Genomic DNA, 18,826 nt, shown 5'->3' with positions numbered 1-18,826 from the left:
AAGCAGAAGATATGAAATCGTCATATTATAAATTGATTTGTGTGATTGTGCTGTGTTCCATGAGCCTTTCATGTAAAAAATACCTGGATGTTACCCCCGATAATGTGGGCACGCTTGAATATGCCTTCAGGAACCGTAACGAGGCCGAAAACTACCTGTTTTCGTGCTACGCTACCATGACGCAGATGAACAACGTGGTAAATGATCCGGGCTTCGCAACATCGTCAGAAATTGTGTACCCCAACACCCTTAACGACCACTACTTTAACGAGGTGGGTTTTAACATCATCAGGGGGCTGCAAACCACCGCAAACCCAAGTATCAACTACTGGGACGGCACCAACGGGGGCAGTAATTTGTTCCAGGCCATCAGGAGGTGCAACATCATGCTCGAAAACATTGATAAGCCTATTGATTTAAGCGCATCAGAAAAAAAACGATGGATTGCCGAGGTTAAATTTTTAAAGGCCTACTATCATTATTACATGATAAGGTTGTACGGCCCCATCATTTTAATAAAAACCAATAACCCGGTTAACGCCAGCACAGCCGATGTAAAACGCAGCCGCTCGTCGGTTGATGAATCATTCGCCTACGTGGTATCGTTATTGGATGATGCCATACCCGATTTGCCGCCTGTTATTGAAAGCCAGGCTACCGAGTTTGGCCGCATTACCAAATTTATTGCCATGAGTGTAAAGGCCGAGGTTTTAACCACGGCTGCAAGTCCGCTGTTTAACGGCAACCCCGACTATGTCAATTTTAAGGATAATACAGGCAAGCTGCTTTTTTCGTCAAGCGCCGATGCCAATAAATGGAAACTGGCTGCCGATGCCTGTAAAGCCGCTATAACCGAGTGCGAGGCGCAGGGCCTGCACCTGTACAACACGCCGCCAACGGTAAGTGTGGGCAATGTATCAGATAAGCTGAAAAAGGTATTAACCCTGCAGGCCATGATCACCGATAAATGGGAGCAAAACCCCGAACTGATCTGGGCCCTAAATTACGGTTTTGGATACCAGGGCTTTACTATCCCAAGGATGACGGATAAATCCGAAAGCCTGGCTTCAACCTATCCATCAACATTCGCGGTGCCCATTGCAACTGCCGAGCTGTATTATACCAGCAATGGCGTGCCCATTAACGAGGATAAAACCTTTGATTATGCCAATCGCTACACCCCGCAAACCGGCGATGATGCCAATGGATCGTACATCAAATCGGGCTATCAAACGGCAAAAGGACACTTTAACCGCGAGTTGAGGTTTTATGCCAATATTGGTTTCGACGGTGGCATCTGGTTTGGCAACGGCAAGCTTGACGAAAGCAGCGCTTATTATGTGCAGGCCCGTGGCCCTTACGCATTAGCGGGGCCTAAAAGTTTAAGCGCCACCAATATTACCGGTATGTGGCCAAAAAAATTGGCCAACTATCTGTCGGTTTATGATGAGGTTTTTACCGCGGTTGATTTTCATATGCCGCGGATGCGCCTGGCGGGCCTTTACCTGCTGTATGCCGAAGCGCTCAATGAATCGCAGGGCCCTGTTGCCGAAGTTTTTACTTACATAGATAAAGTAAGGGCAAGGGCAGGCTTGGGCGGCGTACAGGCGTCATGGGGCAGCTATTCAAAAACACCCGATAAGCCAAATACCAAAGATGGCCTGCGCGAGATCATTCACCGCGAAAGAAGGATTGAGCTGTGCTTTGAAGGCCAGGCCGGTTGGGATTTGCGCCGCTGGAAAGAATTACAGGATGTGCTGAGCAGGCCTATACAAGGCTGGAATGTTAACGAAGGCGATGCCGCGAATTACTATCGCCCGCAAACGGTTATTATACCCGTGTTTGGCATTAAGGATTATTTATGGCCTATCCAGACAAGCGATATTGTGGTGGATAACAACCTTAACCAAAACCCATACTGGTAGTTTACCGGTGCTGTAAAAATTTCAAATGATTAATATTAAAATATAAATTATGAAAAAGATCAATAACCGCAGATACCTTTCAGGTTTGCTGTTAGCGCCCGTTTTGCTCATGATGCTTTTTGCATCCTGTAAAAAAGCCGAGTCGAACATTGAGGTGGTATCCAACGATCCTACCAAACCGGGGCCTGTAACCAACGTTAACGTAACCAATTTAAACGGCAGCGCCAGGTTAACCTATACCTTACCCGGTTCAAAAAACCTGCTGTACGTTTTGGCCAAATATGCCATCAACGATAAAACCGTGCGCGAAACCAAGGCAAGCTATTATACCGATACCATTACGGTTGATGGCTTTGCCCGCGCCCAGGAGTACACGGTTACGCTATATGCCGTAAGCCGTGCCAATATCATGTCCGATCCGGTTACCGTAAAGGTAAACCCGCTTACGCCAAACTACCAGCTGGTTAACGCGGCACTAAACATTACTGCCGATTTTGGCGGCGCAAACTTTTTTGGCCTCAACCCCAATAAAGCGCCGATTGCCATGCACGTACTCACGTTTAACACCAAAACCAACAAGTACGATGAGCAGGACCCCAACTATATCAGTACCGATACCGTTAACTTTTCGGTACGTGGTTTTAGTGCAGTAGCCACCAAGTTTGGCGTTTACACAACCGACAGGTTTGGCAACCACTCAGATACCTTGTTTAAAACATTAACACCACTGTATGAAACCCTGCTGGATAAAAGCAAGTTTTATGTATACCACCTGGCCAGCGATAGCCCTATTGGTTACGGCTGGGAGTTAAAGTACCTGTTTGATGGCAGCACCAATGAGCCGGGCTGGCATACTTTAGGCGCGCCAACCAACCAGTGTACATTCGGTTTGGGTGTAACCGCCAAGCTGAGCCGCTTTGTGCTGTGGGAAAGGCTTAACAGTATCTACTCGTACCAAAACATCCAGAACTTCACCCTATGGGGCACCACGGTTGATAACCCGCATGATTCCGTTCTGCCAAAAAATTCGGCACCGGGCACCATATCCGGCGATTGGGTTAACCTGGGCAACTTCGTGTTTCCGCCGCCGCCGTCGGGTTTGCCAAATAACCAGGCCAACGCGTCAGATCTGGCCTTTGTTGCCGCGGGTGTAAACTTTGCCATCCCGTTTGCTGCGCCGGCTACCAAATATATCAGGCTGGATGTATCGCGCACATTTGGTGGCTTAAACTATGTAAACGCAATTGAGGTATCGTTATATGGCAATCCTTTGTAATACAACGTGTTGTTAACATTAAAAATTAAGAAAATGAAAATTAATTTCAAGGTTGCTGTTTTCTTTTTGCTGTACCTGTCGCTGGCCGGCTGCAAAAAGTACGATACAGACTATAAATCTTTTTTAGATCATCACGAGGTAACTTATCCTGGCTTGGCCAGCGGGGTTACCTACCATACCGGCAATTTGCGGGCCGTACTGGTTTGGCACCCCAGCCCCGATCCAAGTATCAAAAATTATGTGGTAAGCTGGAATAATGGTAGCGATTCGGTAGTTGTTAATGCTACCTCGCACAGTCCGGCCGATTCAATTACCGTATCAATCCCCAATTTGAAGGAGTATGTATATACTTTCACTATTGTGGCACATGACAACGATGGCAATAAATCGGTAGGGCAGGATTTAAACAACGTTCGGGTATACGGCCCATCGTACATCTCAGCGCTGTTTAACCGGGGCTATAACACGTCAAACCCATATTCGTTAAATGACGACGGCACCGTAACGTTAAACTTTAACAAGGCCGATACAGGTAACGTATCAACCACCATGATGTATACCAATAAGTTTGGCGTTGCTGCTCAAAAATCATTCGGGCCTAATGATAACTCGGTAACTTTAACCGATTATAAGCTGGGCAGTGCTATAAGTTACCAGTCGGCATATAAACCAACGCCCGACGCGGTAGACGCGTTTCCGGTAAAAACAGCAGATAGCTTCCCAACCATTTACAACATTGTGGAGTGCGATAAATCATTGTTCAAGGCCTATAACCTGCCAACAGATGTGCCATCGGCCTACGGCTGGGAAACTTATTACCTGTGGGATAAAAGCACCGGCGAGCCTGGTTTTCATACCCCCGGCCAAAATTTCCCTATCTGGTTCACCTTTGATATGGGGCAATCGGCATCGCTGGCCAAAATGAAAATCTGGCAGCGCGAATCGGGCCTGTATAATTACGGCAATCCAAAGCGCTTCGAAATTTACGGCAGCAACAACCCAAGCTCAAACGGCGACTTTAGCAATTGGGTAATGCTTGCCAGCTTTACCTCGGTTAAGCCATCGGGCCTGCCGGTTGGCCAAAACACTGATGCTGATCTGGCGTTTGAACGCGCCGGCGAGCCATTTACCTTCCCGGCCAATTTAGCGCCATACCGCTACATCCGGTTTAAAGTACTGGAAACATGGGGCGGCGGCAACTACTTCCACCTGTGCGAACTGACGATGTACAAAACAGATAAATAATAGATTTATAAATTGGTTAAATGTAGCCGGTAACTGTAATGGTTGCCGGCTTTTCTGTTGGGGCTAAAGCTGTTTTGCAGATACGCATCCCATGCGTAACCCCGTACGGAAATTTAACATCTAAATCCGATCTGCGTCGGGTGGGTCTTCGCACAATAATTTTTCCATATTTAGGTTTATCAAATGGCCGAATGCAAAAGGTCTTTATCCACCACGCGTTGTTTTAGTTGCTTTTCCTGTAAAATGCTTTGATGTTCAAACTAGCTTCAGATAAACCAGTTGAGCCAACTGTCAATTTAATATCACCCGCACCGTGAGTACTTTTAATTATAACCAAAGCACGTCCGTGCCAGGCTTTATGCATATTTCCGACGTAAAAGTCCGTATCTTTCATATCCGCATTGGCTACTCCGGCAATTATTCCAGGGCCGTCAATTTTTAGTTGCAGGCGATTCACTGCATCTGGCTGAAGTATCCCGTCTTTATCAGTTATCTCTATAGTAACATATGACAAGTCCTGTCCATTAGCCAATATCTCTTTCCGATCTGCGGTTAATTTGATTTTTGCAGCATCGCCGGAGGTTTGCAAAACGGTTGATTCAATTTCCTTATCGTTATCCACACCAATTGCTTTAAGCCGGCCAGGTGAATAAGGCACGGTAAATTCCGCTTTATGTTCCTGTTCATCAGTCGTTGACTTTTCGCCAATGAGTTTATCGTTGAGATACAGCCGAACGCTGGGATACTTTGAATAAACTTCTACCTTAATGGCTTTTCCCAAATGCTCGGGCCAGGTCCAGCTTTCCCAGGTGGGCCATACTGACCACCACGTTGTTTTAATTTCCAAAGGATCCGGCTCAGGTTCACGAACAGCCACGTAGAGTTTTTCGGTATTATTGTATAACAGGTTACGGTAATGCGAAATCGGTTTTCTCCATCCAATCAAATCAATATCGCCACAATAGGCACCATGCCAGGGAAAAAAATCATGCTCCCAATGTTCGCCAGGCACGTCGCCCGAATAATACCAACGGCCTATCCCCGATTCTCCGAGATAATCCATAGCTGTCCAAACAAAATCTCCAAGAACATAATTGTTGTTTTTTACCAGCTTCCAATTGGCAAAAGCATCCTTGGGGTATGACTCAGTTTGAACGATCATTCGTGAAGGCACCCGTTTATGATCGGCAGGAGCGTTCCACAAATGATAATTATAACCGGCGATATCATGGGCTGCCATAAGGGAATCAAGCGTTGCCCACTCCTTACCATTTTCTACTATGGCCGATGTAACCGGGCGAACAGGATCTATTTTTTTTATGGCGGAGGCCAGCATTTTGGCGGTCTCTACAGATCCGGGGCTGCCCCTCTCCACTATTTCGTTACCGATGCTCCACATAACAATTGACGGGTGATTACTATCGCGCAAAACCATAGCATCCAGGTCGCGTTTCCACCATTGGGCGAAATATTGCGCATAGTCCTGTTTGTTTTTGCCCATTCTCCAACAATCAAACGATTCATCAACAACCAATAGGCCTAACTTGTCGCAAGCATTTAAAAAAGCTTCGGAAGGTGGATTATGAGAAGTTCTTACCGCGTTAAAGCCTGCTGCTTTGAGTAACTCAATCTTTCGTTCTTCCGCCCGGTCAAAAGCGGCGGCGCCCAGGCAACCATTATCATGGTGCACACACCCACCATTGAGTTTGAATGTTTTGCCATTAAGCTGGAAACCGTTTTCGGGCGTAAATTTTATCGAACGTATGCCAAAACTCGTTTCGGTTTTGTCAACTACATTTTTATTTAGGATGATACTTATTTGAGCATCGTATAAACGGGGTGTTTCCGGTGTCCATAGCTGCGGAGTTGCTACAATGATAGATTGGGCAACCTCTTTCTCACTATTGGCAGCCAGTTCGATTTTTATTTGCCCATTTCCCGCATTTTTAGCATTTGCATCCTTTAACCAGGTGCTTAGAATAATATTTTGAGGCAAATCACTTTCGTTTTTTACCAATGTTTTTATTTGAACAGTTGCTTTTTTGGAAGACACGTCAGGGGTTGTAATCGCGACTCCCCAATTGGCTATATGCACAGCGTCGGTAATATTCATCCAAACATGGCGATAAATGCCAGAACCACTGTACCACCTGCTGTTCACTTGTTGCGAATTGTCTACCCGCACGGTTATTACATTTTCATTATTAAAATCTAAATAAGGCGAAAGGTCATAACTAAAGGACGAATAGCCATAAGGGTAAATTCCAAGTGATTTTCCATTGATAAATACTTCAGAATTCATGTAAACCCCTTCAAAATAAATGGAGACTTTTTTGCCTTTCCATTCACCAGGAACTTTGAAGGTTTTCCTGTACCAGCCAATACCTGCCGGGAAATATCCGCCGGCGCCTCCCATGGGGTTTTTAGGACTTATTTTGCCTTCAATACTCCAATCGTGCGGCAAATCGAGGCTTCGCCAACTCCTATCGTTGAAATCTCTTGATTTTGCCGATGCGGTATCTCCCTGAAAAAATTTCCAGTTATAATCAAATAGCTGTTTTCGTTCAATTTTAACCAAATTTTGAGCCTGGCACGCAATGCTAACAGCCAAAAACAGCATGGCTGTAACCATTGCTTTAACGTGATAGGTAATACGGTAAGTTTTATGCAACTTCATAGTGATTTTTAATTTCTTTGAAGAAATAATATTTTAACCTTATTGGACTTTAATAACAACTTCAGTTCCTTTAAGGGTTTCGGAAGAGGCTTTTAACCGAATCTCCCCGGCCTGTTTATTTGATTGCACCAGCACCAGGCAATATCCGTTGAAGGCCATCCGCTGGCTGGCTTTATCCGGTTCATGGCTGCTGGGGTTACCGTTACCTGTGCCAATAATTGTTCCCGGGCCTTCAATTGAAAACTTTACCAGGTTCGCCGCTGTAGGAACTACCCTTCCCTTGGCATCTTTAATTGCCACCTGGATAACAGCCACATCTGTACCATCTGCTTTAAGTATGCCGCAATCGCTCTTCAAGGCTAACTGGGCAGGCGCTGTTGTTGTTTCAACAACGTCTTTGGTCACCAACTTTCCGCCTTTATATCCCCTGGCTTCCAGTTTACCGGGCTTATATACAAGGTTCCACATCAGTTTGGTATAGGGAATTGCTTTTTGCTTACCTATATTTTTTCCGTTGAGGAATAGTTCAACTTCGTCACAGTTGGTGTAACAATGTACCTTTATGCTGTCTCCATCTTTGCCGGGCCAGTTCCAATGGGGGAAAATATGAACCACCGGCTCGTTTGTCCAGGCTGCTTTGTAAGCGTAGTATCCGTCTTTAGGGAAGCCGCATATATCCATAAACCCGAAATGAGAGGTAACGCATGGCCATTGGTATGGCGTAGGCTCACCACGGTAGTCAAAACCGGTCCACACAAACAAGCCGCCGAGATAGGGATATTTAACAATGTCCGCCCAGTCTTCACCAGGCAGCGGCCCCCAGTTGGGCTGCCATAACCCAAGGTTGGATACAAAACCTTTTCCCCAATCGTTCTGATACTCTCCACGGGTTGAAATGAAACTTGTGGACTCTGTACAAAACTCAACCCGGTTGGGATATTTTTCATGGTCTTTCACATACGCCAATCCCTTATCACCATAGTTATATCCCACAACATCCAGCACATCGCTATACCCACCTTCGTTCCGTCCATGATTCATAGCAGCGGTGACAGGCCGGGTCGGGTCAATTTTATGCGTGACATCCACCAGTGTTTTTAGTATCCTGGCCCCGGTTACTGTGCCTTGAATCCATTCTTCATTTTCCATACTCCACATAAATATCGACGGGTGGTTGCGATCCCGGTACAACATCGATTTCAAATCCGCTACCCCTTCTTCAGAGCTGGACAACATACGATTCTCATCCAATACAAGTAACCCCATCCTGTCGCACATATCAAGCAGCTCAGGCGTGGGCGGATGATGGGAACAACGATAAGCATTGCTGCCCATTTCTTTGAGCAACTTTAATTTGTATTCGTTTATTTTATCAGGAAGGGCCACGCCAATCCCGGCAAAATCCTGGTGGTTGCAAGTGCCCTTCACCGGGTAAAGCTTCCCGTTTAAAAATACACCATTCCGGTTTATTTCGATAGTCCTAACCCCAAAAGTTGTTTCGTAATTGTCGATGACAATCCCGTTTTCAGAAACTTCTGTGAGTACTTTGTAAAGAATTGGTGTTTCGGGCGCCCAAAGCAAGGGTTTTTGAATAACTGCTTTTTGTGAAAGTTCGGATGTGCTAAACGGCTCAATTACCTGAGATGAAGTTTTGGTGTCAAGCACCGCTCCTTTATTATCTACAATTTTAGACACGAGCGTGATGTTTTTAACTACACCGTATTCGTTTTTAATATTGGTTTTTACGTTTACAGCGGCTTCACCCGGTGAAACTAAAGATGTAGTAACGTAGGTGCCAAACCGGTCAACATGGAGCTTGTCGGTTTTATTGAGCCAAACATGCCGGTAAATTCCGCACCCTTCGTACCACCAGCCTTCGTATTCGGTAGCATCAACCTTTACAAGAATAACATTTTTGCCTTCGTTGCCGTAGCGCAAAACATCTGTCAAATCATAGGTTGAAGGTGTATAGCCACTTTGGTGTGTGCCTAAAAGCTGACCATTGACCCAAACGGTACTGTTCCTGAAAATTCCATCAAATTCAATGGATATTTTTTTTCCTTTATCGGTTTCCGGTATTTCAAATTCCTTCCTATAAAAACCTATCCCACCGGGCAAATATCCGCTGACAGCAGGCGAACTCCCGATTGATTTATCGTTAACAAAAGTTCCCTCCACACACCAATCGTGCGGAAGGTTTACTTCCTTCCAGTCTTCGGGTTTAAATGTTGCTGCTTTATCAACATCGGTATAAGCAACAATGGCTTCTTTATTTGTTTCAACTTTGACATTGATATCTGTTAAGCCACCATATCCAGCAGCTTTAACTGCCCGTTTGATAGCGATATCGCCTTTGTGAAACTGCCAGCTGAAGTCAAAATTATCTTTTGTCCTTTTCGATGGCGTGTTCTGGGCCGTTGCATTTAACGCTAATAAAGCTGCAAACAAGAGTGCAATCCCCCGCAGTAGCATATTAAATAACTGATTATTAGTATGACTATGTGTATTCATCATTTAAATAGATAACCGGCTCCTTAAAGACCGGACGATAACATTAGGGTTGGCTTGTAATTACATCCACTTCGGCATATCCTGTATTATCGTTGCCTTCCGTATTCTTCAAAGCCCTCAATTTAATATAGCGTGCTTTTACGGCCGCAAAGCTTTTAATTTGTATCAGCGGGTTGTTTTTAATATTGGGGAACTCCCCTTCATCAACCAGTTTCCATTCTTTGTTGTCGGCAGATACATAAAATTGATAGGTGGTGATAATGCCGGGGCCCCACAAACCCGGATCAGGCAAATACCTGAAACCCGACAAGCTTTCTTCTTTTCCCAGGTCGATCACCAAATCAACCGGCATTTTTTTGTCCTTACCCTGGTGCCATACTGTAGCAGGATTTCCATCTAAAATCTCGTTAGCCTTTTCGTCGCTTACTCCTAAAATTTTCCAATCCGTGCGGGGTTGGTCAAATTTCTCCTCAACTTCAGGGCTGCTTTTGCCCGTGGCAGGGTCGCCGGCAATTGCCTTTACATCCAATTTCCCATCTGTTTGAAACGCCCCGGTATATTTTTTTGAAGCCGTGGTAGGTGCACTTCCATCCAATGTGTAGTAAACTACCGATTCCTTATCTGCCGGGGTTATAATGATTTTACCGGATTGGTCCCTGATTATAGAAGGAGTAGTTAAAATCTGCGGCGCATCATAAACACCGATATTGGAAATAACAATACAACTTTTTGAATCCGTAATATTTAACCGAATCTTTGTTGCCTTCACACTCGGGAAAGTAAGGATACGTTTGTACCCAATGGTTGTTGCGTTGGCTACTTCTTTCCAGTTACCATCAACAAAGGCTTCAACTTTGAATGCTTTCACCCTTTGCCCCAGCTGGATGTACTCCTGCACCAGGAAACGATTGAATGTAGTTGGCTTGCCCAAATCGATAGTCAACGAAGCAGTTTTTACATCATCGTCTGTTGCCCAATAAGTGTCTTTATTATTATCGACAGCTTTACCGGCGCCAAATTCCTTATTGTTGCCCCGAATATTGGAAGCGGTTGTTTTCTTTATTTTAGTAAGGTCAACCGCAAAGGCTTCCTTAACCGCTTTACCAAATTCCTGGGCTGCTTTTTCATCTCGTTCATTGATCAAGCCATTGGGCATGATAGGGAAGTTAAGCAGGAAAGTGGCATTACGACCAATGGAGTGATAATAAGTCTCCATCAGCTGGGGCAACGTTTTTACCTTAGTGTCTTCACCGGGATGATAAAACCACTCTGGCCGGATAGATGTATTTACTTCGGCGGGAACCCATGCATTACCGTTTTCTAAACCATGATGCAACATATTCCAGGTTACTTCGCCAGTAGCATTAAGCAGGCTCCAATTGGTTTCGCCTACATAACCTGCTTCCGTTCCTACCCAACGAAGATCGCCCCTCTCGCCGCCATCATTCCAGATTACACAATTTGGCTGCAGTTTATGGATAAGGGCATAAGTATTCTTCCAGTCATAATAGGTTGTCCGGTCGATGGTACGGGTTTCGTTAGCACCGCCGTAATACCCCGACCCGCCATTAGCACCATCAAACCATACTTCGAAAATAGGCCCGTAATTAGTTAGCAGCTCAGTAAGCTGGTTTCTGAAATAGGTAATGTATTCGGGCTTGCCATAATCAGGGCTGTTTCTGTCCCAGGGCGATAAATAAATCCCCAGTTTCAAACCATATTCTTTACAGGCCGCGGCCATTTCTTTCACTACATCGCCTTTGCCATTTTTCCATGGCGAATTTTTAACAGAATACGCCGTATATTTTGATGGCCAAAGGCAAAAGCCGCAGTGATGTTTTGCGGTAATGATGATTCCTTTCATACCTGCTTCTTTGCAGGTGCGTGCCCATTGACGGCAATCCAGATCTTTTGGATTAAACAAATTCACATCTTCGTTACCAAATCCCCAGGATTGATCGGTATAGGTGTTCAATGAAAAATGCACAAATGCATAAGATTCCATTTGTTGCACACGCAGTTGATTACTGGTTGGCACCGGGCCAAATGGTTTAGGCGCACTGATTTGAGCGCTGCAAAACACTGCCGGCCATAAAGAAAAAACAATTCCCAGGAAAAAATTTCTATTCATAAATTCATATTTATTACATCTTTAATTCAATCTTTTGCTTCAACTGGTGTTGGTTGCGAAAGACCACTATTTCGGTATTTTTCCCGGCAACCGCACTCCGGGCTTCCAGCAGATCTTTAAGGTTGTTAATCTGCCTGCGATTAAAAGTCAGTATTACATCATTGGCCTGAAGGAATGCCGATGCGGCCGATCTATGGACAACAGAGAGCACCAACACACCTCTGATCTGATCCATGCCGGTTGCAGATTGCTCGCCGGCTGTGCTCAGGTTTTTAATCCTGGCACCCATGAAATCTATCGTATCATCTTTGCTTAAATTACCGGTGACTACAATTGCCGGGAAGATTGGCTTTTTGGCAATGGCCTTCAGCCGCACGGAAACCACACCGAAACTATCCATTGCGAAGTTTTTGAAACCGACAGACAAGGCGGCAGCGCCCTTTTTTACGCGAAAATCCCCTTTTTCAGGATTTTCAAAAATTAGGGGGCCATGTACCGAATGACTATCCGTTCCGCGCAAGCGCGCTTCAGCCAGTGAAACAGAATCGGGAAAAGTATTATAATCAATTTCTTTTCCCCACGCAGAGATACCGATAGGCAGGTATCCCGTCCCAACAATATTATAGCGAAATACATCCTGGCTATTTTTAAACCATACATGCGGGTGAAAGGTGTTATTAACCATGATATTGTTTTCAACAACACGATTTACGCCCTCCCGCAGCTTGATTCCCCCGTTTAAGCACAGGTTATTGTAAATAAGATAGTTACTGGATCCATCGTCCAGGTCAATATCCCAACCATGGTCGCAGCGGAACCGGTTGTTACGAAGAATAATCGACTTTACCACATCAAGGAGTGCTATGCCGGGATTTTCGGCAACAATTGAATCAAGTTTTTTCTTATCGGCCTGCCAGTAACGATCGCGTCCCCAGGAATTAAATGATCCATGGTCTCCGGTTTCTTTTACGGTATTAAACACATCGTTATATTCAATGATATGCCCTCCCCACGTTCCTTCGCTTACGTTGATGCCTGCGCGGGGTACATCGTAAATGGTATTGTGGCTTACAACAATGTCCTGACACATGGAGAGCTCCACCCCCGCTGATTGTTTTTCTACATAACCGAGGTTAAACATCAGGTTATCATAAACTTTACAGTCTTTTGGGTAATTGTTTGTTTTTGGCCCTGGCGTACGGTCTATTTCTGTCGGTGGTATGTACTCGTTATATTCAAAGCTGGGCGAACGCACCGCACCCGGGTCGCCGACAAAACAAATGCCGCTTGCACCGATTTCGGAAATCCCGCACCCTGACACTTCACAGTCCCGGTTGAATTTGCTAAAAAAAACGGCGTTGTTGCCCAAATTATGCAGCACACAATTTTCCAGACGGCAATGTACTGCTCCTTCGTATAACACGGCCCCACCCCGGTAAATTGTCCAGTCGCTGCGCAGCAAGGGCTCCTTGTTCTGCATAAAGGTGCGTACCGTTCCTGTTAATGTAAGCCCGGAGATAGCAATGTTTTTAACCGGCTTTTCTTCCGTCCCTTTAAATTCAAATAAATGGGCAATCTGAGGCGTTTCAAACTTTGCAGTTTTTAAATCAAGGCCTTTAGGTGGGAAATAATATAAGATTTTCGTTTTCTTGTTATAAAACCATTCGTTGACGGTATCAAGCTCTTCAAAAACATTCTCTACATAACGGTATTTTTCATGCATACCCGAACGCCGGTTATTTTGCCAGCCCCCTTCCAATATAGGGTTACCACTGCTGTCCTTCCCGGTTATGACATAATGAAAATCGCCCCACCTGGCACTGTGCAATGCGTGCACATACCCACCCGCGGGCGACTTCCACCTTGCAGCCCGTTCTTTGCTGATAGCATCGGCTGCTACGCCACCAAGAAACTGTGCCGAAGGATCATAGTTTGGATAACGGGCCATATGCTGCAATTTTCCGTTCACAAACAGTTCATCAAAAACAAAGTCATGACCGACCTTAGCCTGCCAGATACCATTTTTGTATGCTGTCCAATTCAGGCCGTCTAATTTAGCGCCGCCGCTTATGATCACCTCCTGGCGATCAACGCTCGTCAAAGTCAGGGGCTCATTATCCTTCCTGGAATCGGCAGGACTGAATACCACAGGTTTACTCAAATGATATGTGCCCCCATAAAGCCTGATGAAAATAGCTCCCGGAATTTTCCGTGCCGTGATCATTGCACGGTTTATAGAAGCAAAAGGCTTACTTTGCGTACCCGGATTGCTATCATTACCCCTGAGGGAGACATACAAATTGGTTTGTGCGTTGCTGCCGGCCGGCCACAGAAACGCAGCGAATAAAACCACCGTTACTATTAAATATTTTACTTTTTGCATTTAACGCTGTTTAAGAATTACCCCGTATGCTGACATTGCCCAGTCGCGCCTTTTTAGCCGAATATTTTATAATACTCAATCGATTGCAGGATGTATTCAATTATCTTTTTTGTTTATTCAGTATACCAGAAACTAAAGCTATTTTATCTCTATAAACTCAGGTTCGTACGGTGCAATGGTAAAATTGCCGGTATAACTTTTATCGAACAGAATACTCTGCGATTTCCCATTCATTGGTATTTCTTTAGGTTCTCCGGTCACGTTCAGGTATAAAAAATGGTTCTTATCAATTTGCCTTGCCATAACGCCCGTAGGAACCTGCGGGCCCTTTTTAATCCCCAGTTCATCTATCAGTTTATCAAGCAATGGGCCCAATACATCGCCGCCTGCAGGCAAGCCTACATAAATTGCCCTGCCTTTGCCGTATTTGTTAGAAGTAATGATCGGGTAATCTTTATCTAAGCTGGTTATGCTTCCAAGAATTTCGGCACCTTTGGATTCCACAACGTCAAATCGTGTTGATTCTGTTCCAACAGTTTTCCCTATGTAATTTAGTTCAATTTTTTTGCCTCTCAACGATGTGCGCGATACTTCATTCATCGGCTCTGTTTCTTCATAACCGGCTACCCGTATTCCAAATACATCGCTTAAACGCCCCGGATGAGTAGATGCAAATACTCTCCCCGTTTCGTCAACCACGGCAGAATTACTTGTCATTACCACTGTCCCGCCATTTTTTACAAAATCCCTTATTTTATTGGCGGTGGTTTCATCCATTACTGTTACACCGGGCACAAAAAGTAATTTATACTTTAATAGGCTTTTACTGATCTCAACAACATTGGCATCCATATTACGATTATAAAACAGATTCCAGCAACTCTGTAACTGTTGGTCCTGCGCCTCGGGGAACGAGCTGCTGGCTATCTGACTTGGGAATGAAAATGCTAAGCCAACTTCCGGGCTGGCCTTGTAAGGAAAGTATTTTTCGATCTTTTTAAACTCTGTTGCTATCTTTTTGTATTCGTCATATTTGCGGTTGGGAATTCCGTCCCAGTCAAGCATCCCTTCCAGGTATTGTTCTTCGCCCGACCACATACTTTGCCAGGTCCATCCGCAAACCACCTGATTGCCGTACATCAGCGTGGCATAGGCCGATTTCCTGATCGAATTAGGAACTGCGGTCATTGTAGTAAATTCACTGCACCAGAAGGGGTTTGTACTTTCAAACTGAATACGGGAAATTCCGAACAAGGCATTCATCACCCCCCAATTGGTAGTTAAAGAATTCCCCGGATAAAAGCCCGCCCCTCCCCGTGACATCTTGCCTGAATAAGCAATCTGCGAATAGTCAAAATACTTCAACGCACTGTAATACCAGGCATTGGTATTAGTTAGCGCATTGGGTGCATTGGCATTAACCTTGTCGAGTACCTTAAATAAGATCTGGTTAACTTCGTCAGATATAAAGCGCCTGAAATCCAATATTTTCTCCGGGGAGCCATTTTTTTCACCGGTTACAGGTAGCCCTACTTCATCAAAATCGTTAATCCTTCTTGACCAGCGTTGCGTAGCCCAGGCCTTGTTAAAATTGTCAATGGTAGCATACTTCTTCATTAACCACACCACGAACCTCTTTCTTACCGTTTCTGAGTATGAAATAGGGCCGTCGCCAGATTCGTTATCGACACCAAAAGCTAATAGGGCCGGATGTTTAGCATAGTGTTTTGTAAGTGTATCCGCATAACGCACAGCGTATTTTTGATACATCGGATCACCTACATCTTCCATATACCGATGGTTAGGGTATTGCGCATTGCCCGCTGGGCTGGTAACATCAATTGAGGGATATTTATGGTGCAACCAAATAGGTGCCGGACGAATAGCGATGTCAAGGACCACCTTAATCCCTGCTTTATTCATCATGTCCATCACAAAATCAAACCATTGAAAATCAAACTTACCTTCAGAGGGCTCATAACTGTCCCAGGCCAGGTGGCCCATCCTAACCACCTTGAATCCGGCAGCCTTCATCAATCCAATGTCCTTTTTTATTTTTTCCTGGTCTTTATCATCGTGTGGATGATAGTTGGTGCCCACATATAATTCCTGAGCTTTAATCGACAAGGTAGCAAGCAACAGCGTTGAAATTATCAAAAGCTGTTTGATTTGTATCTTCATTTATTTAACTGATATTTTTACCGTTTTTGAAATATTACGTGATGAATTACCTAAAGCAGAATAAATTCCTTTGTTATTTGTAGAGCAGGCCCTAGCAAATCCAGGCAGAAAGGCACATCGCAGTCAATAGTTGGTTCTCCACTTAATTTATTATAAGGAATTGATAATTGGTGAGTCAAATTTAGCTTAAAGAATGCCCTAATGTTTGATTTAAAGGGACTTTCTTTTATACAAAACCGACATTTGTTTATTAATTGGAAATTGCTTCTGAGTATGACAGTATCAAGGTTGATGTTTATTTAACGGATATTTTTACTGTTTTTAAAATATTGCGTGATGAATTACCCAATTGAAGAACAAATTCGCCGGCTTCAACATTCCAAGCTTTTTTTGTTTCATCGTAAAAAGCTAAATCGCCAACTTTTACATCCAGTTCAACTGTTTTCGTTTCGCCTGGTTGTAGAAAAACTTTTTCGAAAGCCTTGAGTTCTTTTTCCGGACGCAACACCGAACTAACAGGATCGCTTACATACAATTGTACAACCTCGGCACCATAACGGCTACCTATATTTTTAACCACGAATTTTGCATGGATGATATCATTCTTTTCATAGATCTTCTTGTCTGTCGAAAAATTACTGAGTACGAAACCAGTGTAAGAAAGCCCGTATCCAAAAGGAAACTGGGGCTGGATTTTCTTAGTATCAAACCAGCGATATCCCACCAAAATATCCTCCTCGTAATTTACCTTCAAATCTTTTCCGGGAAAATTGCCCAATGCATGAGCTGGCGACTGATCAAGCGTAACTGGCAATGTAAATGGTAATTTTCCGGATGGATTCACCTTACCGCTCAATATATCTGCCACTGCATTGCCTGCCTCCATGCCGCCATACCACGACCATAAAATAGCAGGTACACGGTTAACAATGCCTGCTAATTTTACAGGCGAACCGGCAATCATTACTACAATGGTGTTAGGATTTGCTTTTGCCACTTCCTGCATCAAAACTTCCTGCCCATAAGGCAGGTCCATATTTTGTTTGTCAAAAGATTCCGTATCAAAATCATGATTTAAACCGCCGAAAATGATAACTACATCTGATTCCCGGGCAATTTTCACAGCCTCCTGAATCAATTTCCAGTCAACATTATCCGAATTTCCCTGGCCCTTGTTGCTGCCTTCTTTAAAAGTAGATTGTTTTTCATACCCCTGAGCAAAATTTATTTTTACGTTGGCGCCAAACTTTTGCTTAATTGCCTGTAACGGCGTTATTTCATATAACGCTTTTATTTCGGAGCTAAGTCCCGCCCCGCAATGTTTCCGGGTAGCATTATCACCAATAATCGCAATCGATTGTATTTTATTAAAATTGATAGGGAGAATACCGCCCTTGTTCTGAAGTAACACCGCAGCTTCGGCAGCAGAATTATAAGCTGCCTTTTGATGCTCGGGCGTATTCATTTTTCCCTTTTCTCGGTTACCTTCATCAAGCATCTTTGTTTTGAACATTACACGCAGTACGTCCGCTACTTTTTCATCAACTACCGATACTGGTACTTTTCCTTCTTCTACCGCTTTTATTAACGGATTGGCAAAATACCATTCGTTGTAATCTTTTATATCGGTACCCATTTCCAGGTCGAGCCCGCTTAATGCAGCCTTTACCGTAGTATGCGCCGCGGCCCAATCGGTCATTAAAATACCTTTAAATCCAAATTCTTTCCGAAGGATTTGTCTGTTGAGATATTCGTTTTCCGAACACCAGTCGCCCCTGAATTTATTGTAAGCAGCCATAACGGTATAAGCTCCGCCTTCGGTGACAGCGGCTTTAAAGCCAGGTAAATAAATCTCGCGTAAGGCCCTTTCGCTCATGTATACATCTATAGAGTCGCGATGTGTTTCCTGGTTGTTGGCCAACCAGTGTTTTACGCTCACGGCAACGTCTTTGGTCTGCAGGGCTTTGATATAGGCAACGGCCATTCTTGAAATAAGCAAAGGGTCTTCGCTCATGTATTCGAAGTTACGGCCACCAAGCGGCGAGCGGATAATGTTGATACCAGGACCAAGCAGTACATCTTTTTTCCGGAACCGTGCTTCTTCACCTAACACCAGGCCCTGATTTAAGGCCAGTTGAGGATTCCAGGTTGCCGCAAGGGCTGTTCCCGGAGGAAAGCAGGTTGCCGAATCAGTCGTCCAACCCGAATAAGCCCAGTCGTTCCTGTTAATTTCCGCACGTACGCCATGCGGCCCATCACTCAGCGCCAATTCGGGGATACCTAACCTTTTAATACCTGATACATAAAACTTGGAATTGGCGTGCAACAGGCTTACCTTTTCCAGCAATGTCATCTGGCTGATGAGGGAACGGATTTTTTGTTCGTGATTGTTATTACTCAAACTTTGCTGTGCCTTTGTTACTCCTACCATCAGCAACATACTGGAAAGCATAACGCAGCATCTTTTTACCACTATTTTAAATATCATTACATTCAT

Annotated in this window: 9 protein-coding genes; 3 read left to right on the top strand and 6 right to left on the bottom strand. The window is 44.4% G+C overall.

The features are described 5' to 3' along the window. Positions 1–11 precede the first annotated feature (11 nt). The 3 genes from ACFGVS_RS01235 to ACFGVS_RS01225 are packed head-to-tail and all read left to right on the top strand — an operon-like array spanning position 12 to position 4,446. Complete coding sequence (locus ACFGVS_RS01235; protein WP_274208687.1) at positions 12–1,925, top strand: RagB/SusD family nutrient uptake outer membrane protein; 1,914 nt, start codon at positions 12–14, stop codon at positions 1,923–1,925. Positions 1,926–1,974: 49 nt separating this feature from the next. Then, entirely contained in the window at positions 1,975–3,201 is a 1,227-nt protein-coding gene (locus ACFGVS_RS01230; protein ID WP_274208688.1) for a DUF4959 domain-containing protein, read from the top strand. A gap of 33 nt (positions 3,202–3,234) precedes the next feature. Further along, entirely contained in the window at positions 3,235–4,446 is a 1,212-nt protein-coding gene (locus ACFGVS_RS01225; protein ID WP_274208689.1) for a DUF4998 domain-containing protein, read from the top strand. 223 nt (positions 4,447–4,669) lie between these two features. On the opposite strand, the gene ACFGVS_RS01220 is transcribed toward ACFGVS_RS01225, so the two are convergent. From ACFGVS_RS01220 to ACFGVS_RS01195, 6 genes are all read right to left on the bottom strand, one after another. Then, positions 4,670–7,123, bottom strand: coding sequence for a glycoside hydrolase family 2 TIM barrel-domain containing protein (locus ACFGVS_RS01220; protein ID WP_439697129.1), 2,454 nt, complete (start codon positions 7,121–7,123; stop codon positions 4,670–4,672). Positions 7,124–7,162: 39 nt separating this feature from the next. Then, positions 7,163–9,595: a beta-galactosidase GalA gene (galA, locus tag ACFGVS_RS01215; RefSeq protein WP_439697128.1), complete on the bottom strand. Its 2,433-nt coding sequence runs from the start codon at positions 9,593–9,595 to the stop codon at positions 7,163–7,165. Positions 9,596–9,677: 82 nt separating this feature from the next. Beyond that, on the bottom strand, positions 9,678–11,765 hold the full coding sequence (locus ACFGVS_RS01210; RefSeq protein WP_439697126.1) for a discoidin domain-containing protein: 2,088 nt from the start codon (positions 11,763–11,765) through the stop codon (positions 9,678–9,680). A 13-nt stretch (positions 11,766–11,778) separates the two neighbouring features. Continuing rightward, on the bottom strand, positions 11,779–14,148 hold the full coding sequence (locus ACFGVS_RS01205; protein ID WP_439697125.1) for a right-handed parallel beta-helix repeat-containing protein: 2,370 nt from the start codon (positions 14,146–14,148) through the stop codon (positions 11,779–11,781). 138 nt (positions 14,149–14,286) lie between these two features. Further along, complete coding sequence (locus ACFGVS_RS01200) at positions 14,287–16,329, bottom strand: beta-galactosidase (RefSeq protein ID WP_274208694.1); 2,043 nt, start codon at positions 16,327–16,329, stop codon at positions 14,287–14,289. 295 nt (positions 16,330–16,624) lie between these two features. Beyond that, entirely contained in the window at positions 16,625–18,826 is a 2,202-nt protein-coding gene (locus ACFGVS_RS01195) for a glycoside hydrolase family 3 C-terminal domain-containing protein (RefSeq protein WP_439697124.1), read from the bottom strand.

Source organism: Mucilaginibacter sediminis, from assembly GCF_051903035.1.
Lineage (GTDB): Bacteria > Bacteroidota > Bacteroidia > Sphingobacteriales > Sphingobacteriaceae > Mucilaginibacter.
The sequence above is the reverse complement of the archived record's forward strand: the minus strand, read 5'-3'. Positions and strand labels throughout refer to the sequence as shown.